The sequence below is a fragment of the Uniformispora flossi genome, assembly GCF_049534875.1.
Classification (GTDB): Bacteria; Actinomycetota; Actinomycetes; order Streptomycetales; family Streptomycetaceae; genus Yinghuangia; species Yinghuangia aomiensis.
Map to the genome: position 1 here is coordinate 140,299 of NZ_JBMULZ010000020.1, position 24,538 is coordinate 164,836.

Genomic DNA, 24,538 nt, shown 5'->3' on the forward strand with positions numbered 1-24,538 from the left:
GTGCGGCCGGGACGTGTCCCGGCCGGTGGCAGCCCTGGTGCGGCCGTACGGTGGCGGCATGGTCGTCTCGCTCGTCGCCGCCGCCGTCGCCGCCGTCTGCTACGGCGTGGCCACCGTTCTGCAGGCGCTCGGCACCCGGCGCACCGAGGCGGCCGGTCCCGGGGCGGGGCTCGACCCGCGGCTGCTGGTGCGGGTGTTCAAGACGTGGCCGTTCGTGGCCGGGACGGCGTTGGACCTGGTCGGTTTCGCGGCGCAGCTCGTCGCGCTCGCGGAGCTGCCGGTGTTCGCCGTGGAGGCGGCGCAGGCGGCGAACCTCGCGGTGACGGCGGTGATCGCGGTGCCCGTGCTGGGCGTGGCGCTGGGCCGCCGCGAGTGGACGGCGGTGGGTGCGGTCTGCGCGGGTCTGGCGCTGCTGGGTTTGAGCGCGGGGCGCGAGGGCCCGTCGGCGACGTCGGACGTGTTCCGGTACGCGCTGCTCGGCGCGGTCGCCGTCATCGGCCTGTTCGGCATGTGGGCGGCGCGCCGTCCCGAGCCGTGGCGTTCGCGTCTGCTCGGTTTGGCGTCGGGCTTGGGCTTCGGGCTGATCGCGCTTGCCGGCCGGATCGTCACGACTGTGGCGATCGCCGACCTGTGGCGTGATCCGGCGGCGTGGACGGTGCTGCTGGCCGGGGCGGTCACGATGCTCATGTATGCGACGGCGTTGCAGGGCGGTGCGGTGACAGCGGTCGCGGCGGCGCTGGTGGTCGGCGAGACGGTGCTGCCGGCCGCGGCGGGGATCGTCTTCCTCGGCGACCGCAGCCGCGCGGGTTTCGTGCCGATGGCGGTGGCGGGGTTCCTGCTTGCGGTGGCGGGGGCGATCGCGCTGGCCCGGTTCGGCGAGGGCGGTGATCCGCCGCCGCCCGCCGACCGGGCGGAGCAGGTCAGTCTTCCGGCTCGATGAGCTGGTACTCGAGTTCGCCGACCGAGTGGGCGAACTCCGCGGGGGTGAAAACCGCGCCGTCGTAGACGAACGCGGGTTCCACGGCGGTCTCGGCGGTGCCGTCGGGCTGCGCGTCGACGACGACCACGGCCCACGCGATGACGGGGCACAGCACGGCTTCCTCGCCGGTCCGGACGACCTCGATGTCCCACCCGGGTTCGGCGGGTGTGAGGCTGACGACGCTGCGGCGGGTGTAGCGCATGGCGGGACTCCTCGGCTGCGGAACGCACGAGCTTGGACGGATGAGCCCACAGCCTATGTGGCTTGAGTGACAGGCGTGACGCCGCCTTCCCCCGGGATTCCGGGTTCGGCGCCCCGGCAGCGGGCAGGCTGGTGGGGGCGCCTGCGGGGCCCGCCCGGAAGGCTCCGGATTGCCCCGGTCGGCGACGCCGGACCGGAGTGCGGAATGCTTCGGGCGCTTGATTCGTTGCACAGCCGTACCCACTGACGCAGGACGGAGAGGAACATGGCGACGGTCGAACTGACCAAGGAGAACTTCGACGAGGTGGTCAGCGGTGACGGCTTGACCGTGATCGACTTCTGGGCCGCGTGGTGCGGTCCGTGCCGCCAGTTCGCGCCGACGTTCGAGCGGGTCTCCGAGGAGACCCCGGACGTCGTGTTCGCGAAGGTCGACACCGAGGCCCAGCCGGAACTCGCCGCCGCGTTCTCGATCAGCTCGATCCCCACGATCATGCTGGTCCGGGACAACGTGATGGTGTACGCGCAGCCCGGCGCGCTGCCCGAGGCGGCGCTGGTCGACCTCATCGGCCAGGCCAAGGGCCTGGACATGGACGAGGTGAAGCGGCAGATCGAGTCGGAGAAGGCGGACGCGGGCACCCAGTCGCCGAACGGCGACGGTCCGGCGCAGGCCTGACCGGTCCGACCCGGGCTTGTACCGGTCCGACCCGGGCCTGGCAGGTCCGACCCGGCTTGATCCGGGCGTCCGCGGCCGCCGGGCCGCGGACCCGCCTCCCCGCCGTTCCGTGCCCGGTGTTTTGCACCGGGCACCCCGTGGAGTTCTACTGGGAGGAACGGAAGGGGTCCGCAGAGGACAGACGCGGAGAAGCGGTCCTTCGAAGGCCGTGCACCGCGCAATCAGGGTCCGCGAGAAGCGGATGGGGCTCCTTCCGTTTCCACCCCGTCGAAAAGCCCGGTCTCCCCGGAGACCGGGCTTTCGCGTGCCCGGGCTCGCGGTGCGGCCGCCTCAAGGAAACTCTCGAAAGGGACAAATACTGATAAATGGGTCTAGCGTGGAGTGAGTGCAACTGGCTACCAGTCCGGACGTCGGCGTCCGGCTGTCACAGGGGAGCACCTCATGTCACGCAATTCCGGCGGATTCAACGCGTGGTCCGGATGGGTCGCCTTCGCGGCCTTCACGCTGTTGGTGCTGGGTATCCTGAACCTCTTCCAGGGCCTGACCGCGCTTTTCCGGAACGGCTACTACGTTGTCGCCAACGACCAGCTGCTGCTGCGCAGCTACACCACGTGGGGCGTCATCCTGCTGTGCTTCGCCGCACTCCAACTGGCGACCGGCATGGGCCTGTGGGCCGGGGCGAGCTGGTCCCGCTACGTGGCGATCGCCCTGGCGATGCTCAACATCATCGGCGAAATCGCCTTCATCGCCGCACACCCGGCATGGTCGATCGTCGTGATCGCGCTGGACGTCGTGGTCCTGTACGCACTGACCGCGAAGTGGGAGATGGCCCAAGGGATGAACGAGGAGTCGATGTCCCAAGCGGAAGCGGCCGAATGGCGGGCGAGCCAGGCGGCCGACCGCAGCCAGATGGGTTCCACCGAGCGCCACCCGCCGGCGGGCGGCATGGGCGGATAGCCCCGGCCGTCGTCCTTCGGCTTTCCGGGGCGCCCGGGGGGGTCCGCCGGGTCCGGTCAGCGGTGTCCCCGCTGGTCCATGCGCCGGTGGTCGTCGCCGCCGGCCGCGTCGAGCCGCGCGGTCTCCGCGGCGTCGACCGCGCCCACACCCCAGCCGTACGCGAGCTTGTGCACTTCGAGGACGAAGAACGAGTCGGTCGACACCACCCCGTCGATGAGGTGCATACGCCGCGTCACCAGGTCGGTGAAGTGCTCGGTGTCGCGGCAGATGACCTCGACCATGACGTCGTAGTGCCCGGCCGTGACGATCACGTACGACGTCTCCGGGAGTTCTCGCAGTGCCCGGCACACGTCCTGCGCCGTGCCGGCCCGGACCCGCATGCCGATCATCGCGAGATGGTTGAAGCCGATGGTCAGCGGGTTGGCGATGCCGACGATCTGGAGGACGCCGTTGTCCTCCAGCCGCTGCACCCGGTAGCGCACCGACGAGGCGGGGATGCCGAGGTCTTCCGCGATCTGGCTGTATGCCCGTCGGCCGTCCGCCTGGAGGATCGCGATGATCTTCCGGTCGATGTCGTCCAGGCCTGCGTTCATGCGACTGCTCCGCGGTTCTCGTGGCGCCGGTGCCGGCGGCCCACCGGCCCCTGGTTCCTGCGTGTGGTCGTGGCCACCCATGATCGCGCCCCCGTCTCTCGCCTGCCGTGCGTTCCGCCGCGCGTCCGCGGCCCCGGTGCCCCCGGGCGGGGTCACGAGTCGAAGCCGAGTCCGAGCCGGTCCAGGGTACGGAGCCACAGGTTGCGCTTGCCGTTCAGGTCCTCGCGGGCCATCGACCAGCGGGTCGCCTGGATGCCCGCGTAGCGGACCGGTTCGGGCGGGAACGGCAGCGGCTTGCGGCGGATCATCTCCAGCCCGGTGCGCTCGGTGGCGCGCCCTTCGAGCAGGTCGAGGACGACGTCCGCACCGAAGCGGGTCGCGCCCACGCCGAGCCCGGTGAAGCCGAGCGCGTAGCCGATCCGGCCCGCCGCGGCGGTGCCCGCGAACATGCAGAACCGGGTGGTCGAGTCGATGACGCCGCCCCACGCATGCGAGAACGGCACGTCGGCGAGCGCCGGGAACGTCTCGGCGAACTGCGCCGCGAGCGTGCCGAAGGTCTCCGGGCGCTGGGTGAGCGCCTCGTCGACGCGGCCGCCGAACGGGTAGATCGCGTCGTAGCCGCCCCACAGGATGCGGTTGTCGGCGGTCTTGCGCAGGTAGTGGAACTGGTTGCCCGCGTCGGTGATGCCGTGCGCGCCGGTCCAGCCGATGGAGGCGAGCTGGTCGTCGGTCAGCCGGACGGTCGTGAGGGCGTAGTCGTAGACCGGGACCATGCTGAGCCGGAAGCGCTTGAGCAGCGGCGGGTAGATGTTGGTGGCCAACGCGACGCGGCGGGCGGCGACTTCGCCGTACGGCGTGGTCAGCCGGATCCGGTCGGCGGGCTTGCTGTCCAGCCCGGTCACCTCGGTGTGCTCGGCGATGCGGACCCCCGCGGCGAGGCACGCGTCGCGCAGGCCCCAGACCAGCCGGGCCGGGTCGACCAGCGCGTAGTCCGGCTGCCACAGGCCGGTTTCCCACATCGGCGAGTCGACCCAGTCGCGGAGATCGGCGCGGTCGAGGAGGCGGGACTTCTCGCCGTGCTCGGCACCGAGGGCGGCGGCTCCGCGGAGCGCGTCGGCCTGCCACGGAGTGGCGGCGACGGACACCTTGCCGGTGCGGGCGAAGCCGCAGTCGATGCCGTGCGTGTCGAGGTCGCGTTCGAACGCGTCCAGGTTGGCGTTGCCGAGCCGCTGGAGGGTGCCGATCTCGCCGGGCCAACGGGCCGCGCCGTTCGACAGGCCGTGGGTGAGGCTGGGTGAGAGGAAGCCGCCGTTGCGGCCGCTGGCCGCGTGGCCGCAGGTGCCGGCCTCCAGCACGAGCACGTCGCGGCCGGGCTCGCGCTGCTTGGCGAGCAGTGCCGTCCACAGCCCGGTGTAGCCGCCGCCCACGATCGCCAGGTCGGCGGTGGTGTCGGCGGTCAACCGCGGGAGGGCGGCCGGGCGTTCGGGGCGGTCGAGCCAGAAGGCCGTCGGCGAGGTGGTGCGCAGCGCGGCCCGGTGGGCGTCGCGGGTCATGGGATTGTTCCTTGTCTGGGGTTCCCCCGTGGGGCCCGGGTCCCGACGGCCGGGACCCGGGCCGGTGGTGCGGTCAGAGGCTGAACACGCCGGTGCGCAGGTCCGACATGTCGAGCAGGGTGTGCTTGCCGCCGATGCGGCCCCAGCCGGTGCCGCGGCCGCCGGCGCCGCCGAACGGCATGTTGATGTCCCAGAAGCAGGTGCTGTCGTTGACGACGACCTGGCCGACCTTCATCTCCTCGACGAAGCGGAACGCGGCGCCCATGTTCTGCGTGAACACGGCGCCCTGGAGGCCGAGCTTGTCGTCGTTGGCGATGCGCAGGAGTTCGTCGTCGTTCGCGCCGGTGATGATCGGGACGACCGGGCCGAAGGACTCCTCGCGGGACAGCAGGCTGTCGACCGGGACGTCGTCGACGACGGTGAACTCGTAGTAGAGGTCGGTCGGCGTGCCGGACCGGCGGCCGCCGCCGGCCAGGATCTTCGCGCCGCGGTCGCGGGCGTCCGCCATGTGCCGGTCCATCTTGGCGGCGACGCCTTCGTTGTTGAGCGGGCCGAGGTTGGTCGCGGCGTCGAACGGGTCGCCGAGGACGACCTTTTCGGCGGCCCGCAGCACGGCTTCGACGAAGCCGTCGTGCGCGTCGGCGTGCACGATCACACGCTCGGTGGCGCAGCAGACCTGGCCGGAGCACAGGTGCGCGCCGTAGACGGCCGCGGCCGCGGCGGCGTCCAGGTCGGCGTCGGCGAGGACGACGAGGGGGCCGTTGCCGGAGCACTCCATGATGGAGCGCTTGAGGCCCGCGGCGGCCTGGATCTTCGCGCCGGTCGCGGACGAGCCGATGAAGCCGATCGCGTCGATGCCGGGGTGCCGCACGAGCGCGTCGCCGGTGGCGCCTTCGCCCGCGACGATGTTGACCAGGCCCTCGGGCAGGCCCGCGGCGACGAACGCCTCCATGGCCTTGAGCACGGTCAGCGGCGTGTTGGCCGGGGGCTTGACGACGTGCGAGTTGCCGGTGGCGAGGCCGGGCGCGACGAACTCGGCGAGCATGAGCAGCGGGAAGTTCCAGGGCGTGATGATGCCCCAGGTGCCGACCGGCGCGTGGAAGGTGAACATGCGCTTGTTGTCGACGGTCGACGGCATCGTCTCGCCGTGCAGGCGCACCGCGTCTTCGGCGTGCAGGTGGAACAGCTGCGCGGCTTCCTCGATGTCGGCGACCGACTCGGCCAGGGGCTTGCCCTGCTCCAGCGTCTGCAGGCGGGCCAACTCGTCGACGCGCTTGGCGAGTTCGTCGCCGATGCGGTGGCACACCTTGGCGCGTTCCCAGACGTTGACGCGGGCCCATGCGGCCTGCGCGTCGTTGGCGGCCTTGACGGCGGCGTCGAGGTCCGCGGCCGACGGGATCGGGATGGTGCCGACGTGTTCGCCGGTGGCGGGGCTGCGCACCTCGTACGAGTCGGGGCCGGTGCCGTCCACGTACGCGCCGTCGATGAAGAGCTGGTAGCGGGTGCTCATGGAATATCTCTCCGATTTGTACCTGGTTGCCCGGGTTGCCCGATAATCAAGCGGACTCGTACGGCTTCACCCATACGGTGACCCCGCCAGCGTCCACCCAGCAACTTGTGGCTGTCAATACTTCAGATTCAGCAATTCAAGGTTACGTTCTTTGCTCGATCAGCAGAACAACCGTTGACACCGTCAAATCGACACGCCTATAACGGAGCCCTTCGCAGTCCCGTTCCCGCACCTCCCCCCACCGCACCCCCACCGCACCCCACCCCGAAGGGCACGCCCATGTCCGCCCAGGTCTCCACGCCGCCGACCGAACCCGGCTCCGCCGGAGAGCAGCCTGCGCTCGCCAAGAAGATGCGCTGGTACGACGGCTTCGCCATGTCGCTGGCCATGCCCGCGGCCCTCATCGCCTCGCTCGGCGCCTCCATCGGAGGCCTCGGCGCCTGGGGCGCGATAGCCCTGTGGGCGGCCTCCATGGTGCTGGCCACCGGCGCCAACTGGATCTACTCCGAGCTGGCCGCGATGTTCCCCGAGTCGTCCGGCGGCATCGCCCACTACGCCACCGAGGGCTGGAAGCAGCGCGCGCCGTTCGTCGGCCCGCTGGCCAGCATCGGCTACTGGTTCGCCTGGACCACGTCGCTCTCCGTGTACGCGGGCATCATCGGCTCGCTCATCCAGGCCCAGTGGTTCCCCGGCCAGGACTGGAGCTGGGAGCTGGGGCCCGCCACGGTCACCTTCCCGATCGCGGTCGGCATCGGCATCGTGCTCCTGCTCTTCGCCGCGGCCATGTTCGGCCTGCACGTCGCCATGTGGGTCGTCTATGTGACCGGCGGCATGCTGCTGATCCCGCTCGCCGTGTTCATCTTCGTGCCGTTCTTCACCGGCGACTGGAGCGCCGGCAACCTGCACTGGAACCTGCACGGCGCAAGCGGCATCCGCGAAGCGCTCGTGTGGCTGTACGTGATGGCGTGGACGTCCTTCGGCGTCGAGGTCTGCGCGACCTTCGCCCCCGAGTACAAGGACACCGTCCGCGACACGTCCCGCGCACTGCGCGCCGGTGTGCTCTTCTCACTCGGCGTGTTCATCCTGCTGCCCCTCGCCCTGTCCGGCTACCTCGGCGAAGGGCGCATCGCGGGCGACCCGACGACCTTCTACGTGGGCGCGTTCCAGGACCTCATCGGCGGCGCCGCGGACCTCATGGTGGTCTTCCTCATCGCGTCGCTGCTGCTCATCATGATCACCGGCCTGGCCGACGGCTCCCGCGTGCTCTACAACATGGGCAAGGAAGGCACGACCGTCAAGCAGGTCGGCGTCCTCAACCGGCGCGGCGTCCCGGCCCGCGCCCTGACCGTCGCCCTCGTCATCAACATCCTGGCGCTGGTCTTCCTCAAGACCCCGCTGGCCATCGTGGTGACCGGAAACCTGGGCTACATCCTCACCCACATCCTGGCCATCTCCGGCTACGCGATGCTGCGCAAGGACCGCCCCGACCTCGCCCGCCCGATCAAGCTCCCGGGCTTCTTCGTGCCGCTCGCCTGGCTGCTCGCCGCGTTCCTCACGGCCGTGCTGGTCGTCGGCGCCACCGGATTCAAGATCACCGGCTACGGCGGCTACAAGGAACTCGGCATCGCACTCGGCGTCCTGGCCACGGCGGTCGGCCTGTGGCTGTACCGCACGAAGGTCCAAGACCGCCGCTGACCGCGCATCCACTCTCCCGGGGACGGCCCATGCCCTACGTCTACCTCGCCTTCGCGATCGTCGCCGAAGTCGTCGCCACCAGCCTGCTCAAGTCCACCGACGGCTTCACCCGGCCCCTGCCGACGGCCATCTGCCTGGCCGGTTACGGAGCGGCGTTCTACATGCTCGCCAAAGGTCTTCAGCAGGGGCTGCACGTGGGCGTGGGGTACGCGATCTGGTCCGGGGTGGGCACCGCGCTCATCGTCGCCATCGGGGTGCTGTTCCTGCACCAGCCGGTCGACGTGTGGACGATCGCCGGGATCGGTCTGATCGTGGGCGGGGTGGTGGTGCTGAATGTGACGGGGGCGCACTGAGGGGGGCGGTGTAGGGCGGCGGGGCTTCTCGCGCTTCCGCGGCACTGCTCTCCACCTTCTCCCGCGACCGGCCCGGAGGCAACACGCCTCCGGGCCGGACCCGTTCGGGCTTGGACGACCCGCACGCCCCCGAACCCCGCACGCTTCCGTGCGCCCCTCCCGCACCCCGCACGCCCCGGCGCAGCATAGGCGTTCCGCGCCCCGCGCGGTCCTGGAGGGATGCCCATGCCGAACGCTGCACCCGACCCGGACGACCGGCCTTCCGCCGAAATCCCCGCCCCCCGTGCCCCGCACGAGTCGGTCGACACTCCCACCGACGAAGAACTCCGCTTCGTCTCCTCCTTCGCCGACACCGACGCCGTCCTCAACAAAGTCACCACGCGGGCGATGGCCACCCGTCTCCCCCGCCTCATCGGCACCGCGTTACGCCTGGTCTGGGACGTCGACCGCCGTGCCCTGCTCGCGCTCCTCGCCTGCCAGGTCGCCGCGGGCGTGCTGGAGGCAGCCGGGCTGCTCGCCACCACCGCCACCATCACCGCGGTCATCGCCTCCGGCGACGTGCTCGCCCGGCTCCGCGACGCCGCACCGTCGCTGTGCCTGCTCGCGGGGGCCGTCGGCGCCCGCGCCGGACTCGGCGTCGCGGTCGTCTACCTGTCCCAACGGCTCACCCCGCAGATCAACCGCAAGGCCGAGGCGCTGCTCCTGGAAGCCATCGCGTCGGCCGAGCTGGAGGCGTACGACCACCCCGGCTTCGTCGCCGAATACGACGCCGCCGACCGGGGCGCGCAGTCGATGCGCACCCTCCTCACCCATTCCCAGGACGTGATCGCCGCCGCCGCGTCGTTCGCCGCCGCGGCCTCTGTGATCACCTACCTGCACCCGGTCCTGCTGCCGCTGCTGCTGCTCGGCGCGATCCCGCGCGGCATCGCGGCCGTGCGCGCCGCCCGCATCGAGTACCAGACGAGCACCGAGACCCAGCACGAGCGCGTCCTGCTGAACAACCTGCGCTGGCAGATCGCCGACGAATGGCGCGCCAACCAGCTCCGCGCTTTCACCCTCGCCCCGCACCTGCTGGCCGTCTACGAGAAGCACGCCGACAAAGTCCAGCGCATCACCCAAGCCGCGGCCGCCCGCGCCGCACGCGTGTCGGTCCTCGGCGCCGTCGCGGGCGGCGCGGCCGCGGGGCTCGTGTGGGGCGCGGTCGTGTGGCTGCTGGCCACCCACCGTATGAGCGTCGCGGCGGCGGGCACCGCGGTGATCGCGCTGCGCACGGTGAGCACGTCGCTGGGCGGCATCGTGGGCGCGGGGACGAGCATGTACGGGACCGGGCTGTACATGGACAACTGGCAGCAGTTCCTCGACCGCGCGGGCGGCCACCGCATGGAACTCCGGCGCGGCGGCGAGGAGTTGCCCAAGCCACGCGTGTTCCGCGCGGAAGGTGTCGGGTTCACCTACCAGGGCCGCAAGAAGCCCGCGGTGGACGGCGTCGACTTGGAGGTCCCGGTCGGCAAGATCGTCGCCTTGGTCGGCGAGAACGGCTCCGGCAAATCAACTCTCGCCAACCTGCTGACCGGCCTGTACATGCCGACGACGGGGCGCGTGACCTGGGACGGCCGCGACACCCGCGACCTGGCGCCGCGGGCCGCGTGGAAGCACATCTGCTATCTGACCCAGCACGTGGTCCACTGGCCGCTGGTCGCCCGCGACAACATCACCGCGGGCCAGCCCCGCGTCGACCACGACGCGGCCATGGCACGGGCGTTGGCCGCCTCTGGCGCGGACGAGGTCGTCGACGGCCTCGAACACGGCCTGCACACCAGCCTCGCCCACGAGTTCATGGGCGGCACCGACCTGTCCGGCGGTCAGTGGCAGCGGATCAACCTGGCCCGCGCGTACTACCGCCCCGGTGTCCTGGTGGTCCTCGACGAACCGACGAGCGCGCTCGACCCGCGCGCCGAGCACCGCATCTTCAAAGGCCTCCGCGAACAGGCGCAGGACCGGGCGGTCGTCCTGGTCACCCACCGCCTGGCCAACGTGGCCTTCGCCGACGAGATCGTCGTCCTGGAGCACGGCCGGGTCCGCGAACGCGGCACCTTCGACGAACTGGTGAAGGCGGAAGGCCTGTTCGCGGAGCTGTGGCAGTTGCAGCAGGACCGCTAGAACCGAACGAGCAACGCTGGCGCGGGGGGGTAGGCCCCCCGCACCAGCGCCCGCACCGCACGCACGCGCCCTCCTCAGCCGCCTACCCCTCCCCCACCCACACTCCCGCCCGTGCCCCCGCCACCGCCGCTGCCGCCGCCCGATCCGCATCGTCGGCGTTCAGCGCGGCCCCGGTATTGAGCAGCGCGTAGTAGAGCGGCGCGGACACCGCCGCAACCACCGCGCGCGGATCCGTCCCGGCCGGGATCTCACCGCGCGTGACCGCATCCGTGACACACCCCGCCCATTCGCCGATCCGCACCTCATAGAACCGGTGCAGCGCCTCGGCCGCCTGCGCGTTGCACAGCGACGCCGCGATGAGCGCCTTGAACAGGCGCCCTTGCCGCTCGTCGGTGAGCGTCTTCACGACCAAGCGTGCGTTCTCCGTCAGATCCTTGTGCAGGGAACCGGTGTCGCTGCGCGGCAGCGACTGCTCGGCCATGTCGGCCAGCAGGTCGGCCGCGAGCGCCCCCGGCGTGTTCCAGCGCCGGTAGACGGTGGTCTTGCCGACGCCGGCGCGGCGCGCGATCTCGGCGAGGTCGAGCGCGTCGAAGCCGTCCTCCGCCAAGGCATCGCCGGCCACGCGCAGGACGGCCTCCCGCACCCGGGCGGTGCGGCCACCGGGGCGGGTGGTGCCGGGGGCTGGGGTGCTGGTCATCAGGCCTCCTTCCGGCCGGCTTACTCCGGCACGACACCACTCTATCGGAACCACAGTTCCCTTAACAGCGGAGTCAGTGCTACGGTCTTCGACGTAACGGAACTCCAGTCCCGTTAAATCGCTCGGAGGAACCCTGCCATGTCCACCACCACGCCCTCCTCCCGCCCGGCCGCCGCACCCGACGCGGCCGCGGCCGCCCCCACCGCAAGCCCCCGGCCCCACGCCGCCGCCACCGCCACCGCCACCGAAGCCCCCCACGCACGCCCCGGCCCCGACCGGCCGCCCCGCACCACCGACTCCCGCACCAGACTCGTCCTCGCGGTGCTGCTCGTCGCCCAGTTCATGCTCGCCGTCGACTTCTCGATCCTGAACGTCGCGCTCCCCGCGATCGGCGACGGACTCGGCTTCTCCCTCGGCAACCTGCAGTGGATCGCCACGTCGTTCGCCCTGTCCGCGGCCGGCTTCACACTGATCTTCGGCCGCATCGGCGACCTCGTCGGCCGCAAGCGGATCTTCCTCGGCAGCCTGGCCCTGCTCGGCCTCGCCTCACTGGTCGGCGGGCTCGCCACCAGCCCCGCCGTCCTGCTCGCCGCACGCGTCGCCCAAGGCCTGGCCACCGCCGCCGCAACCCCGGCGGGCCTGTCCCTGCTCACCACGTCGTTCCCGGAAGGCCCGCTGCGGCAGAAGGCCCTCGGCCTCAACGGCGCGCTGATGTCCGCCGGGTTCACCGCGGGAGCGGTCCTCGGCGGTGTGCTGACCGAACTCCTTTCCTGGCGCTGGGCGTTCTTCATCAACGTGCCGGTCGCCGCGGCCGTCCTGCTGATCGCGCCGTCCGTCATCGAGGAATCCCGGCCCGCGGAACGCCCCAAGCTCGACGCCCCCGGCGCACTCTCCGTCACCCTCGGCCTGCTGGGACTCGTCTACGGCCTCACCCAGGCCGGCGAACACGGGTGGACCGACCCGCTCGCCCTGACCGGCCTCGTCGCCGGCGCCGTCCTCCTCGCCGTGTTCTACGCCGTCGAACACCGCGTCACCGAACCGCTCGTGCCGCCGGCCGTCCTGCGCCGCCGCAACGTCGCGTGGGGCAACGTGCTCGGGCTCGTCGCCTTCCTCACCGAGACCTCGCTGGTCTACCTGCTGACCCTGTACCTGCAGAAGGTCCTCGGCTTCTCCGCGCTGCAGGCGGGCGTCTCCTTCGGCGTCCTCGGCCTCGGCACCGTCGTCGGCGGCCTCCTCGCCCCCCGCGTCATCGCCAAGACGTCGACCCGCACCGCGCTGATCGTCGGCGGCCTCGTCCAAGCGGCCTTCACCGCCGTGCTCCTGCTGCTCGGCACCGCCGCCGGCCCCGCGATGGCGCTGCTGCTCCCCGCCACCTTCCTCGGCGGCGTCGGCAACATGCTGGTCATCGTCGGCTTCATGGTGACGGCGACCTCCGACCTCCCGAACCACGAACAGGGCCTCGCCACCGGCCTGGCCACCATGTCCCAGCAGATCGGCATCACGATGGGCACGCCGATCATGTCCGCGGTCGTCACCGCCATCGGCACCTCCGCCACCACCGGGATCCTGCCCGCTGTGAAAACGGCGATCGCCGTGAACGCCGGCCTGGCCCTGGCCGCGGCCCTCACGGCGGCCCTGGTCTTCAGCCGCCGCACCTCCCCCAAGGCGTGAACGACACCACAGCCCGCCCCCGCATCACCCGGCGAATCCCCGGAGTGGCAATGCCACTCCGGGGATTCGCCGAATACCTGCAAGATGTGGCGCCGTTGTCAGCATGCTCTCCCGCGCTTCCGGTCACCGGAACCAGTCCGCCCCGGGACCAAGCAGCGGATCCACCACCCGCAGACCGTCCGAGGCTCCTTCGCAGGTGTTGATCGTCACCACGGCCTCCAGTCCGGCCCGATTCCTGAAGAACAACGCCTCGTAGTCTCCTTCGGGGCACTTGCGTGCCCGCGTCAACGGCGGCGCGCCATTGACGATCGAGGCCGCACGCCGGGCATCGGCCCCGGCCAGCCGACGGGAGTCCGTCACCACCCTGGATGGGACACTCGCACCGTCGACCCACACGTTCCGGTACACACAGGACAGCATCCGCCCCGGCCGGGCGGGCAGCAGAGCGTCACCCGACTCCCCGGGGTTCGCCGGCGAGGGAAGCGCGGGTGGACACACAGTGACCCCCGTATCGGCACCCACCGCGGCCGGCGTGTGCTCACCGAACGGACCGAGCCGGAACGCCGCCCCGATGCCGAGGACGAGCACCAGCACAGCCACCGGACCGGCGATCTTGACCGCCCGATCGCGCCGCTTGCGGACGCTCCGAGCGGTACGGGCACTGCGTTCACCGAGGTCCGCCGAGGCATGCATGTCACCCACGGCGGTTTGGAACCCCAAACGCAGGGCCACCACTTCGGCCGTGTCGAGGCCGTCGTCCCTGTCGTGGTCAGTCACCATGCCGGACCCCCAGCCGATCTCCGTCCCGAAGCTCGTCCGCGTACCCACGGAGGGTCCGCAGCGCTTTGTACGTCTGGCTCTTCACGGTTCCGCGCGTGCAGGACATCGCTGCGGCGGTGTCCGCTTCCGACAGGTCGAGGAAGAACCGCAGCACGAGCACCGCACGCTGCCTTGGCGGAAGGCGGCGCAGGGCCGCCGCCAACGCGTCGCGGCTGTCCCAGAGCGCCATCGGATCCGGTGCCTGCCTCTCCCCCGGCACGGGTTTCCCGGACAGCAGATCGGTCGGCTCCTCACGACGCCACAACCGCCGCCGCCTGGTCAGGTGCGTCGACACCATCACCTTGTGCACGTACGCGTCCACGCTGCCGCGGCCGACCCGTTCCCACCGGAGCCACACGCGGACCAGCGCCTCCTGCACCAGGTCCTCGGCGGACGTCCGACTACCGCACAGCAACCACCCAAAGCGCACCAACCGGTCCCGGTTTACCGCCACGTAGTCGTGGAACCCTGCCGGATCCTCCATCCACACCCCCTTCGGCCGACAGTCCGACGACTCGACACCGGCTTCGGGTTGCCTCCGCCGACGAATCGGCGGCGACATTCCCAACCAGCCGCCCCGGACCTCCATCCGCTGCTCGAACGCGACGAGGTCGTGGTCGTGGTCGATCGCCTGTCGGCCGCAACGGCCGCAGCATCGGGCGGTGCGTGTGAGGTCCGTATGCCCGTGGCCGAACCTGCGGCGCGGCATCCTCCGTTCGGGACAGGGGATCACGGGTTCGCGACGACAGATCGCGCAGCCTCGGCACCGAGCCGTGTCGTACCCGTCTCAGCGGTCCTTGACCATGATCCCGATGTGCCGGGCCAAGGCGGGGGCGAGGTCGAGCAGTTGGGGTGTGCTGACGATGGCGCCGTTGAGGGCTTCGGCTCCGGAGGTGATGCCGAGCGCGGTCGCATCGCGCAGGTCGACCCGGCTGAGCGTGGCCTTGGTGAAGTCGACCTTGTCCAGGGAGGTTCCGGGGAAGGAGACATCGGTCAGGGTGGCGCCGGCGAAGTCGACGTCGCGCAGGAGGCAGTCGACGAACACGACCTCGCGGAGCTTGGTGGCGCGCAGGTTGACCGAGTCGAACTTGCAGTGGTGGAAGACGGCGCGCCGCATCTGGGCGCCGTGGAGCTGGGTGCCGGCCAGGAGCCCGGACAGGCACTCGGTGTCCAGCCAGGTGCTCTCGGCCAGGTCGGTGCCGACGGTACGCATGCTGTGCATCCACACCGTGTCCAGCCGCGCGCGGCGCAGCCGGCCGCCGTTGAACGTCACCGAGGAAAGCGCCGACTCGGTGAAGCGGCTCATCCCGGCATCGGTGTCGTCGAAGGTGGCGCCGTCGATGTGGAGCCACTCATAGTCCTCCTCCCGCGCCAGGTCCGCGGTGAAGGACTCGAGCCGATGCCGGAAGGGCAGGTCGGACAGGTCTCGGGGAGCAGGGGTAGGCATGGGCGTCCTTTCCGGCGGCAGGCCCGCGTCAACGCCGCCCAGGGCGGGTGTCGGAGGTGGGATGCCTGCATGGTTACGCGCGGCGGGCGGCCCCGTCGAATCGCCTTGCGCCGCCTCGGCCGCGCCGTCGACGCGCGGCCACGGCTCGCATGCAAGGAATCGACCGATCTGTTGGCGGGATCTGTACGCGGTGTGTCCATCATTGATCGCACCGTGTCTCACGATCATGCGCCCTGGCAGCCCAACACGGCCTTCTGCCAGGCATGTTGCCGCGCCGGGACAGCAGATCCGCCCGTCGGCCGGAGGCCGCGACCGGCTTCTCCCAGATTCATTTTGCGCTGCACGCCCTTCCGAGTCGGCACCGCCAACGCGCTCTCGGCCCGTCCTGGCGAAATCCCCGCACACGGGCGCGAGGACCGATCTCCGGTGGCGGCACGTCCACCTCGACGCTCGGACACTGCTCGTCCGCAAGCAGCGCAAAAGCGTCGGCGGCGAGAACTACGCCTGGCCGACGCCGCGGCCGCCCCGCGGATCCCGGTGCCCGATGCGCGGCACGGGGCAGCCACCCTGCTCGCAGTGAGCAACGTGCACCCCGCGTCGCGATGGAGATCCTCGGCCACAGCAAGGTCAGCGTGACGTGGATGTCTACACGCACGTACCCGACACACTGAAGCGGGAAGGGGCCTCGCACATCGGCCGGATGCTGCACCGCCGACGCACCTGATCGCCGCCGTTGATGTCAAAGACCGATGCAAGAAGCCCCAGAGCCTGATCGCTCCGGGGCTTCTTCGCTGGTGGGCACGATCGGACTCGAACCGATGACCCCTGCTTTGTAAGAGCAGTGCTCTAACCAACTGAGCTACGCGCCCGCGCAAGGCGGAATGGCCGCGTGGTGCAGTGGCGGCTGGTGCACAGCGTACCGAATCGGCACGAGTGCACGCGCACGCGTTTCGGGGCGCGGGACGGGGGGCGCGGGACGGGGCCGCGCGGCCGCGCGCCCGGGCCGGTGCGCGGGCGGGCGCGCGGGTGACGGCGGCCGGTCCGGCGCCGGGCGGGGGACGCGGCGGCAAGGAGCGGGTCGGCGCGCAGGCAAGTGAGCCGGTCGTGGACGCGAGCGCAGTGGCGGGAGGCAGGGCGGGCGAAGCCGGGGACCGCACCCGGTCAGCGCTTGCAAAAGCCGGCCGTGGAAGGGGACGGCCACGGTCGATGCCGGACCCGGCCGCGGGGACCCGGCCGCGCCCGGGCAGTCAGCGCCTGGGCAGGCAGCGCGTCCCGTCGACACTTCGTGCGCCGGCGGCCGACGGCCGACGGCAATCGTGGCTGGTGCGAGGCAACGCGGGGCCGGAGCGACGGAGCGCGTCCAGCCTGAGCTCACGCCCGGCGCGAGGCACGGCAACGAAGCGCGTCCAGCCGGCACTGACGCCCCGCCCGAGGCGGGCCGCCGGCGGCCAGGAGCCGCGCGGTCGGCGCTCAGGCGTGGCGGGCCGCCCCCACCTCGACACGCTGCCCCGTCATCCCTCCCCCACCCCGGCCCCAAGACCTCCCCACCTCCGCTCCCTCGCCTCTCAGACCTGGGAGGATGAAGTCGGCAACGCGCAGACGGTGACGGGAGTGGGAGTGGCACTCGGGTCGGGACGGCGTCGGGTCGGGGTGGCGGTGTGGCTGCCTGTGCTCGTTCCGCTGCTGGTGCCGGGGGCGTTCGGGGGTGGGGAGTCCCGGCCGTGGCGGCGTCGGCGGGAGGCCGCGCGGGCGGGTGCCGTGGCGGCGCGCGAGGCGGCCGGGGAGGCTTTCCTGCGGCTGGACACCGCGCAGCGGGATCTGCGGATTTCGCTGGAGACGGTGCGTGCGGTGGAGCCGTCCGACCAGACCGATGCGGCGTTGCGCCGGTTCGACGCGTTGAGCGAGACCGTCGACGAGGCCAGTGCGGCGTATATCGCCACGATGGACCGGCATCCGCTGGACGTCGACGCGGAGTCCGCCGACTACGAGGCCGCCCGCCGTGATCTCGACGCCGCCGCGCGTCGGTTGGACGAGGTCGGCAAGGAGCTGGAGCGGTTCGCCGGGACGCTCGGGCCGACGATCGCCCGGGCCGACGCCGCGCTGTCGCAGTTGCCGCCGAAGACCGAGCAGGCCCGCCAGGCGGCGCGGGCCGCCGCGGACGCCGTGCGGACCGCCGGGCAGCAAGGCCTGGCCGGGCCCGCGCTGGACCAGCGTTTGGCGGCGCTGCTCGCCGCGCTCGCGGACCTGGAGAAGGGTGCCGCGGTGCACGGCGTCGCGGGCACGTTGACCCGCGCGGCGCAGGTGACGGAGACCGCGCACGCGCTGTACGAGGAGGCCGAGCGCCTCCCCCGCCTGCGCGACGACGTCACCAAGCGCCTGTCGTCGCTGCGTACCCGCGCGCAGGCGGTGGCGTCCCGCGCCGACAACCTGGAGCCTGCCCTGCACCGGCTGCGCCGGGACTACAGCGCGGCGTGCTGGACGGACATCGCGGACGCGCCGCAGAAGGTCACGCAGGCGGTGGCCGTGGCGGAGGCCCGGATCGACGAGGCGGGCCAGGCCGCGGGGCGGCAGGAATGGGCGGATGCGGTGAGCCGGTTGGCGACCGCGCGCGCCGCGCTGAACCAGGCCGACGAGGCGATGGCCGCGGTGCACGACCGGCTGCGCGACCTGGACGCGGCCGCCGCGGACCCGGAAGCGGAGGTCCAGCGCACCCGGTTCGCGGTCCGCGACGCGCAGCGGCTCGCGGTCGGCGACCGGGCGGTGGCCGAGGAACGCTACGCGCGGCGGCTCGACGCGCTGGTGTTCCGGCTCGACAAGCTCCGCGACGGGCTGGACGCGCCGCATCCGGACTGGTGGCAGTTCCTGTCGGAGGCCCGGGCGATCCGTGCCGAGGTCGCGAGCGTCGTCCAGCAGATCCGCGACGACCGCGCAGGCGCCTGACCCGGGAAACCGGGCGCCGCCGCCGCACTACCCTCCGCGCATGAACGACCCCGGTCCGCGCCAGAGTGTTCGCGCGCGGCGGACGTGAGTTCCGCCACACCACTACCGACAAATACGGACAAAAGCCGCGTGGTTTACGACAGCGGGTCAACTCCTGGCGACCCCGGGCGACCGACCCCGCCCGCCCGCAAATCGGTCCTGCCGTTTTACCCGAAACGGCGTTTAAGGTCTTTGACAGCGCGGTAACGCCGGGACCTCGGTCCCAGCCGTCAGGGCCACCTTCCCCTGAGCCGCCGAGCCGCAAACACGTCGGCGTGCCGAACGCCCGGGCGACCCCGGGAGAATCCCCACCCGACGCCGCCCTTCGGGCCGTGGTGCCTCGCACCGCGGCCGCGACTCCCCGGGGACGTGCCCATGCCCGTGCTGCTGATACCGATGCTCGCGTTCGTCGCGCTCGCCGCCGCGCCCTGCGTGGCCGCCCTGCGCCGTACGCCCAAGGCGGACACCGTGCAGAAGATCCCGCTGCACACGCCCGACGTCAACGAGCTTCGGCGCATGATGCACACCGCGTACGACGAAGAGCGCGACCTCCTGCACGAGCAGGCCGTCCGCTGGCTCAATTCGCTCGGCCGCGGCCCTCTCCGGGTCACCGACGTGCACGCCGCCCCGCGCGGCCTCGGCGGCGACAGCGTCGTGCTGAGCGACGGCACCGTGCTGGGCCTGTCCGCGACCGGCACCGCGGTCCGGGAACTCGGGCAGGCGCTCGACCGGTTCGCCGAGGTCACGCTGACCCGCGTGCGGGCCGCCCGGGACGGCTTCCAGCTGACCTTCCACATCGAAGGCCTTCCGCCGGTGCAGGCCAGCGCCGAACTCCTCACGGTCCGCGGCGCCGACGTCTGACGCACCGACGACACACCGGCGTGCCGCCCCGGCGCCCGCCGACATCCGGTCGAACCGCTGCCCCCCGCACCGCACCGGTGCCGGGGGCAGCGTCGCGTAGCCGTGTCCGGCCGTGTCGTCAGGCCGTGTCGTCAGGCCGTGTCGTCAGGCCGTGTCGTCAGGCCGTGTCGTCAGGCCGTGTCCGGCCATCGCCGACCGGCTCAGGCGGCCTGGGCCACCCGCACGCGGTCGAGCAGCCAGCGCAGGATCTCCTCGCCCGCCCGCACCCCGGCCGTACCGGTCGCGACGACGTGCGGGGCGTGCCAGTCCAGGTCGGCGAGTTCGCCGTGACCGGGACGGATGCCCAGGTCGGCGGCGCGCAGCAGCTCGATGTCGAGCAGCGAGTCGCCCGCGGCCAGCACGGTGCCGGCGCCGCTGCGGCGGCGGATCTCCTCGACCGCCGAGCCCTTGGTGAGCGCGTCCGGCACGAAGTACAGCTTGCGGCCCTGCAGCGACACACCCCAGCCGCGTTCCGCGGCCCACCCGGTCAGTTCGTCGACGAGCCCGGCGGGCACCTTGTCGCGCTCCAGCACCAGGTACGTGAACAAGTCCTCGGCGACCCGCAGCTTGCGCGTCCACTCCGGGTCGGTGGCGGCTTCGAGCCGTGCCACGACCTCGGCCAGCGGCGCGGACTCCTCCGCGAGGCGCTTGCGGATCAGCGCATGCCAGTCCTCGTCGGTGACACCGTCGACGAGGATGTGGCCGCCGTTGGCGCAGATCGCGTACGCGGGCGCCGGCCCCGGCAGATGGATCCGCTGGTACTGCTTGCGGGTCCGCGTGGTGGTCGGCACCAGCAGCGCCGCCCGGCCCAACTCGGCGATCATGCGCGACGCGTCGGGCGTCAGGAACGAGATCGGCTTGCCCTCGTGGATCTCCACGGACTCCAGCACCGGCGGCCGGGCGTCCGCCGGCAGCCCTAGCTTGGCGGCGGCCCGCGAGTAGATCAGCGTCCGGTCGAGGTCGCACGCGGCGACCACCGGCCCGGTGCGCGCACCGCGCGCCACCGGGGTCGCGGCAGCGGCACCGGACTTGCCGGCCTTCCCCGCCTTGCCTGCGTCCGCCGTCTTGCCTGCGTCCGCGGCCTTGCCGGCATCGGCCGTCTTGCTGGGCTTGCTGGGCCTGCTGGGCTTGCTGTCGTGCGTGTGGTCGTGCCGGGCCTTCGTCACGTGACTCCCATGTCGCGGCGGAATCCGGGCTTGACCAGCCCCACGCACGAGTACGGCAGGTCGTCGACCTCGACGACCGGCACTCCGCGCTGGTCCGCGAGCATGCGGACGTGGTCCAGCTCGGTGCCGACGCCGCGCCGGGCAAGGATCATCCACGGCACGCGGCGCAGCAGAACCCGCGTGGTTTCGCCCACGCCGGGTTTGATCAGGTTGACGTTGTCGATCCCGTATTCGGTTCCGATGCGCTCGACGGCCCGCCAGCCCTCCCAGCCGGGAGCGCGGTCGGCGGCGGCGAGCGCCGGCCAGTCGCGGGCGACGTCGTCGGCGACCGCGGCGAACCGCGAAGCCACCGTGTCCAGGAACAGGTTCGACACGTCGACGGACGCGAGGTCGCGGTAGAACTTCGCGCCGTGGAAGTCGTCGGGGCCGATCAGGCCGGGCCGCAGCACGGTCCGCGACACGAGGCCGGAGACCGTCGAGTTGAGGCAGGCCGACGGGATGAGGAAGTCGTCGCGGGTGCCGTATGTGCGCACGCACGACCCGGGGTCGGCGAGCACCGCGAGTTCGTCGGAGAACCGCAGCCCGGTCGCCTGGTGCAAGTCGTCCAGGGCTTCGGTCAGTTCGCGGGTAATGGCGCCCTTGCCGGTCCAGCCGTCGACGAACATCACGCGGGCCGGGTCGTATTCGCGGGCCAGCCAGCGCAGCGCGACCGGGTCGATGCCGCGGGCGCGGACGATGGAGACCGCGTGGTGCGGCAGGTCGAGGCCGTGTGCGTAGGCCGCCCAGCGGCGCATGAGTATGCCGACGGGGGTGCCGGCCCGGGCCAGCGACACCAGTACGGCGTCCCGGCCGCGTTCGGCGAGGACGATCTCGGTCACCACGCCCACCGCGTGCGCGATCCGGTCCGCGGTCTCGTCGAGCGCGGCGTGGAACAGCGCCTGGTACTCGGGCGAGGGCTGGTACTCGATCGGCAGAGACTCGGCGTAGTGTGCGCCGCCGTGCTGGATCGCCTCCTCGCGCTCCTCCAGCGGTGCCTCGAGTTCCACGTCCGAGAGGTCCTTGAGCAGCCAAGTGACCTCGTCCGCGGCATAGGAGGAGAACCCCGGACCCGCGAGCGGTTCGGGCAGTTTTCCGGTGTCGCGGACGGTCATATGGCTACCTCGCGGTCGGGAACGGCGGATTCGGGGACATCGGGCAGCGCGCCGGCCGGCGCGGTCGCGACGGCCGAAGTGCGGGGCGGAGCGGATGCGGGGACATACGAGGGCACGACAACCACCGCTACCCGGTCGGTTACCCCGGCCAGCCGGTCGACAAGACCGCCGTCCGCGTGGAGTGCGGCGGTGTCGGCGGTGCTGTCGACCACGACGGCAATCGTGTCGAACCGGCGCGCGGCGTCGGCACCCGGGTCGACGTTGTACGCGTACCGCGGGCCGGGGCCGTCCGCGGGATCGTCGTGCGCCGGAAAGTCCAGGCGCGTGCGGATCGCATAGCCGGGGTCGTCGACGGCGAGCACCGGGGAACGGGTCGTCGTCGAGTAGCGGACCTCGGCCTCGGGCAGCGCGTCGGCGAGCGCGCGCGCCAGCCGCAGCGGCACGTACATCAGCTCTTCGAACCCGAGCACGAGCACCCGGCGGGCCCCTGCGAGGGCGACGCCGGCCTGGGCGCCGAGGGCGGGCAGCGCGGCATCGAGCCGGGCCTGGTGGTCCGGGGTGAAGCCGTGGCGGCCGCCGTCCGGAAGACCGGCGGGCCAGGCGAGGCCGAGGCGGAAGACGGACGCGCGGACCGGGCCGGACACGGCGGCACCGCTGCTCCGCGTGGCGTCGTTGCCGCCACCCGGGGCGTCGAGGCGGCCCTCGGCGTCCCGCCCGGCCGCGCCGCGGGCTTCCTCCGCCGCCACCAACTCCTGGCCGCGCGACAGCGCATCCTCCGGCAGCGTCACCACACCGCTCGCGAGCGCGACCACGTCCACGCGCGCACCCAGCTCCGCCGCAAACGCCGCCATCGCGGCCCGGTCGGCACCGGTACGCACGTCGATCAGCGACGCGATCACGTAGCGGCTGCGCGGCGCGACCGCGTGAATCTCCGCGATCGTGTTCAACACCGTGCGCCCGGTGGAGAGTTCGTCGTCGACCAGGACCAGCGGTCCGTGCCCGGACAGCAGCGTGGGATCCTCCGGCAGCAGCAAGTGCGAGGTGGCGTGCGAGTGCTCCTCCTCGAACCCGCCCAGCGGCTCGACACCGGCCACCGGCCTCCGCGTCGAGTGCAGGTAGGTCGCGCCCGCCACCATCTCGGCGACGCAGTGGCCGAGCCCGGTCGCGGTCTCGGCGTAACCGAGGACGACGGGGCGGTGGTGGAGGCCCGAGCCCACAGCGGTCCGCGCGGCCGCGGGCGTGCCGTGGTCCGTTGGCGTAATCCCGTCGGATCCCAGCGCCGCGTCGACTCGGCCGGCCCCGTTCACCTCGGCCCCGCCGACGTCGTCCGCCAGCCGAGCCGCCACCAGCACGCCCAACGCCCGCCCGGACTCGTGCACCAACTCGGGCAGTTGCGGCACGTGCTTCCCCAACACCGTGGACACCAGCAGGTGGGCACGGCGCGGATTCCGGCGCAGCGCGAGGCCGACCAACCCACGCAGGTCGGCGGCACCATCGTGCGGCGCCGTCACGTCGGTCGAGAAGCTCGGTCCGATGCCGTTCTCGTCGGCGGCCATCCGCAGCCCGAGACGGCGCGCGACCCACGTGCCGGACCACTCGGCACCCGAGTCGGTCGAGGCAGGCGAAGCACCGAACGCGCCCCGGCCGCCCGAACCGCCCGAGCGCCCGGCCTCGGCCACGCCGTACCCCGTGCTCATCGCTCTCCGCCCGAACCCGCCGACGTCCCCCGCACGTTCACCGCGTGCGACATGTCCCGCAACCGCGGTGCCACGCTGGCGCGCACCGGTCCGGCGGCCTGCGCCGACGCCGTGGCGGCCAGCAGGTCGACGAAGCTGACGTCCTCCGCCGCCACGCCGAACGCGCCCGCGCGGCGCATCACCGCTTCGGCCCAGGCCCGGTGCGGCTTCACTTCGTTCATCTTGTTCGTGTAGGCCGAACGCAGCACGCCCCCGCCCGCCGCGCTCTCCGCGAGGATGTCCGAGGCGTCGCTGAATTCCTCGTGGGTGACCACCGACATCGCGTGGATGACCGCGACGTGGCTCGGGTGGATCGCGGTCTTGCCGAGCAGGCCGTTGGCCTTGTCGAGTTCGAGCTCGCGGATCAGCCCGTCCAGGTCGGCGGAGATCAGCCGGGACCGCAGCGCGACGGCCTCGTCCGGGTCCTCCGCCTCGGCGAACGGGGAGCGCCGCAGCTGCGGCTTGAACAGGCGCTCGCCCTGCGGGAAGTACTCCCAGACCGGGCCGGAGATGACGAACCCGGTGCCGTCCGAGCGGCCGAACACGTTGACGATGTCGGCGATCAGGCCGGCGACGAGGTGGACGTCGTAGGCGGTCAGGTCGCGCGACCGGCGCAGCGCGTACGCGGAGGCGAAGTCCGTCGCCCCGATCCGCACCGCGAGCACGTGCTCGCGGTAGCCGGCTATCAGCGCGGACAGGTCGGTCAGGACTCGCTGCCGGTATTCGAGATAGGCGATGCTCGGCGATTCCAGCACCGGCATGCCGAGCAGCCGCCGGCCGCTGTCCAGGCCCGCCTCGACGAGCGCCTTGAGGTAGCGGGCGCCGTTGTCCGGTTCGAACTTGGGCATGACGAAGCCGGTGAGCACGGACAGCGCCGGGCCGAGGCGCTCGGCGAGGTCGGTGATCTGCTCGGCGGTGCGGACCCGGACGAACAGCAGCGGGCCGTCGGCGCCGGATTCGGCGTACTCGGTGAGCTGGGCGACGAGGTTGTGCTCGCCCATCTCGACGTCCCGGTCGTCGATCGCGTCTTCCAGGCACAGCACCATCGAGGTGACGCCGCGCGCGGCCTGCTTGGCGATGTCCGCGGCCAGGGTGCGGCGCGTGGCGGGGCTGTACAAGGTGGCGCCGAGTGCCGCGGCGAGCACGGACGGCTCGGAATCGCGGCCGAACTCCTGCGGCGGCCGATGGAACAACCGGCTCAGCTCGTGGTCGGCCAAGAACGCGAAGTGGCGCATCCGTTTTCCCCCTTGCGTGTCGAGTTTCCGGTCCTGGGCGCGTCCCCCTCGCGCATGGCGGTG

At 72.1% G+C, this 24,538-nt stretch carries 20 protein-coding genes, 1 tRNA gene and 1 pseudogene; 9 read left to right on the forward strand and 13 right to left on the reverse strand.

Annotated features, from left to right (window positions below; all coding sequences use genetic code 11):
- The first annotated feature begins 58 nt into the window (after window positions 1–58).
- Window positions 59–940, forward strand: a complete 882-nt coding sequence (locus ACPA54_RS32575) for a hypothetical protein (protein WP_423535196.1) — start codon at window positions 59–61, stop codon at window positions 938–940.
- Here the strand turns inward: ACPA54_RS32575 and ACPA54_RS32580 are convergent.
- Window positions 921–1,181 carry a hypothetical protein gene (locus ACPA54_RS32580; protein WP_345673351.1) on the reverse strand — a complete coding sequence of 87 codons (261 nt, stop codon included), beginning with the start codon at window positions 1,179–1,181 and terminating at the stop codon, window positions 921–923. The two genes, ACPA54_RS32575 and ACPA54_RS32580, sit on opposite strands and share 20 nt — an antisense overlap.
- Window positions 1,182–1,442: 261 nt before the next feature.
- Here ACPA54_RS32580 and trxA point away from each other — a divergent pair.
- Together trxA and ACPA54_RS32590 are read left to right on the forward strand one after the other, a co-directional pair.
- Window positions 1,443–1,853, forward strand: a pseudogene (gene trxA / locus ACPA54_RS32585) (thioredoxin); the annotation flags it as partial.
- Between the two features lie 441 nt (window positions 1,854–2,294).
- Complete coding sequence (locus ACPA54_RS32590) at window positions 2,295–2,810, forward strand: DUF7144 family membrane protein (RefSeq protein WP_423535198.1); 516 nt, start codon at window positions 2,295–2,297, stop codon at window positions 2,808–2,810.
- Between the two features lie 56 nt (window positions 2,811–2,866).
- Here the strand turns inward: ACPA54_RS32590 and ACPA54_RS32595 are convergent, their stop codons facing one another.
- From ACPA54_RS32595 to ACPA54_RS32605, 3 genes are all read right to left on the reverse strand, one after another.
- Window positions 2,867–3,403 carry an Lrp/AsnC family transcriptional regulator gene (locus tag ACPA54_RS32595; RefSeq protein WP_423535200.1) on the reverse strand — a complete coding sequence of 179 codons (537 nt, stop codon included), beginning with the start codon at window positions 3,401–3,403 and terminating at the stop codon, window positions 2,867–2,869.
- Window positions 3,404–3,555: 152 nt separating this feature from the next.
- Window positions 3,556–4,956, reverse strand: a complete 1,401-nt coding sequence (locus ACPA54_RS32600; protein WP_423535202.1) for an NAD(P)/FAD-dependent oxidoreductase — start codon at window positions 4,954–4,956, stop codon at window positions 3,556–3,558.
- 73 nt (window positions 4,957–5,029) lie between these two features.
- Window positions 5,030–6,466, reverse strand: coding sequence for an aldehyde dehydrogenase family protein (locus ACPA54_RS32605; protein ID WP_423535204.1), 1,437 nt, complete (start codon window positions 6,464–6,466; stop codon window positions 5,030–5,032).
- 279 nt (window positions 6,467–6,745) lie between these two features.
- On the opposite strand from ACPA54_RS32605, the gene ACPA54_RS32610 reads away from it, so the two are divergent.
- From ACPA54_RS32610 to ACPA54_RS32620, 3 genes are all read left to right on the forward strand, one after another.
- Window positions 6,746–8,161: an APC family permease gene (locus ACPA54_RS32610; RefSeq protein WP_423535205.1), complete on the forward strand. Its 1,416-nt coding sequence runs from the start codon at window positions 6,746–6,748 to the stop codon at window positions 8,159–8,161.
- Window positions 8,162–8,190: 29 nt separating this feature from the next.
- Complete coding sequence (locus ACPA54_RS32615) at window positions 8,191–8,514, forward strand: DMT family transporter (RefSeq protein WP_423535207.1); 324 nt, start codon at window positions 8,191–8,193, stop codon at window positions 8,512–8,514.
- A gap of 225 nt (window positions 8,515–8,739) precedes the next feature.
- Window positions 8,740–10,674 (forward strand): ATP-binding cassette domain-containing protein, encoded by a 1,935-nt coding sequence (locus tag ACPA54_RS32620; RefSeq protein WP_423535209.1) that lies wholly within the window; start codon window positions 8,740–8,742, stop codon window positions 10,672–10,674.
- Between the two features lie 82 nt (window positions 10,675–10,756).
- On the opposite strand, the gene ACPA54_RS32625 is transcribed toward ACPA54_RS32620, so the two are convergent.
- Window positions 10,757–11,371 (reverse strand): TetR/AcrR family transcriptional regulator, encoded by a 615-nt coding sequence (locus tag ACPA54_RS32625; RefSeq protein ID WP_423535211.1) that lies wholly within the window; start codon window positions 11,369–11,371, stop codon window positions 10,757–10,759.
- A gap of 138 nt (window positions 11,372–11,509) precedes the next feature.
- Between ACPA54_RS32625 and ACPA54_RS32630 the strand changes: the two genes are divergently transcribed.
- A complete protein-coding gene (locus ACPA54_RS32630) occupies window positions 11,510–13,042 on the forward strand; it encodes an MFS transporter (RefSeq protein WP_423535212.1) in 1,533 nt (510 codons plus the stop codon).
- 123 nt (window positions 13,043–13,165) lie between these two features.
- Here ACPA54_RS32630 and ACPA54_RS32635 read toward each other — a convergent pair whose 3' ends face one another.
- From ACPA54_RS32635 to ACPA54_RS32650, 4 genes are all read right to left on the reverse strand, one after another.
- A complete protein-coding gene (locus ACPA54_RS32635) occupies window positions 13,166–13,822 on the reverse strand; it encodes a hypothetical protein (RefSeq protein WP_423535214.1) in 657 nt (218 codons plus the stop codon).
- Window positions 13,812–14,345 (reverse strand): SigE family RNA polymerase sigma factor, encoded by a 534-nt coding sequence (locus tag ACPA54_RS32640; protein WP_423535216.1) that lies wholly within the window; start codon window positions 14,343–14,345, stop codon window positions 13,812–13,814. The genes ACPA54_RS32635 and ACPA54_RS32640 overlap by 11 nt, the downstream gene beginning before the upstream one ends.
- Window positions 14,346–14,648: 303 nt before the next feature.
- Window positions 14,649–15,308, reverse strand: a complete 660-nt coding sequence (locus tag ACPA54_RS32645) for a pentapeptide repeat-containing protein (RefSeq protein WP_423535218.1) — start codon at window positions 15,306–15,308, stop codon at window positions 14,649–14,651.
- Window positions 15,309–16,100: 792 nt separating this feature from the next.
- A tRNA-Val gene (locus tag ACPA54_RS32650) sits at window positions 16,101–16,177 on the reverse strand.
- A gap of 748 nt (window positions 16,178–16,925) precedes the next feature.
- Between ACPA54_RS32650 and ACPA54_RS32655 the strand changes: the two genes are divergently transcribed.
- Window positions 16,926–18,248, forward strand: coding sequence for a hypothetical protein (locus ACPA54_RS32655; RefSeq protein WP_423535220.1), 1,323 nt, complete (start codon window positions 16,926–16,928; stop codon window positions 18,246–18,248).
- A 414-nt stretch (window positions 18,249–18,662) separates the two neighbouring features.
- Window positions 18,663–19,148, forward strand: a complete 486-nt coding sequence (locus ACPA54_RS32660) for a hypothetical protein (RefSeq protein WP_345673337.1) — start codon at window positions 18,663–18,665, stop codon at window positions 19,146–19,148.
- Between the two features lie 200 nt (window positions 19,149–19,348).
- On the opposite strand, the gene ACPA54_RS32665 is transcribed toward ACPA54_RS32660, so the two are convergent.
- From ACPA54_RS32665 to ACPA54_RS32680, 4 genes are all read right to left on the reverse strand, one after another.
- A complete protein-coding gene (locus ACPA54_RS32665) occupies window positions 19,349–20,191 on the reverse strand; it encodes an HAD family hydrolase (protein WP_423535247.1) in 843 nt (280 codons plus the stop codon).
- A 158-nt stretch (window positions 20,192–20,349) separates the two neighbouring features.
- Window positions 20,350–21,504, reverse strand: a complete 1,155-nt coding sequence (locus ACPA54_RS32670; RefSeq protein WP_423535222.1) for a cysteine protease StiP family protein — start codon at window positions 21,502–21,504, stop codon at window positions 20,350–20,352.
- Window positions 21,501–23,201: a phosphoribosyltransferase family protein gene (locus ACPA54_RS32675; RefSeq protein ID WP_423535224.1), complete on the reverse strand. Its 1,701-nt coding sequence runs from the start codon at window positions 23,199–23,201 to the stop codon at window positions 21,501–21,503. The genes ACPA54_RS32670 and ACPA54_RS32675 overlap by 4 nt, the downstream gene beginning before the upstream one ends.
- Window positions 23,198–24,475, reverse strand: a complete 1,278-nt coding sequence (locus ACPA54_RS32680; RefSeq protein WP_423535226.1) for an HpcH/HpaI aldolase/citrate lyase family protein — start codon at window positions 24,473–24,475, stop codon at window positions 23,198–23,200. The genes ACPA54_RS32675 and ACPA54_RS32680 overlap by 4 nt, the downstream gene beginning before the upstream one ends.
- Window positions 24,476–24,538 lie beyond the last annotated feature (63 nt).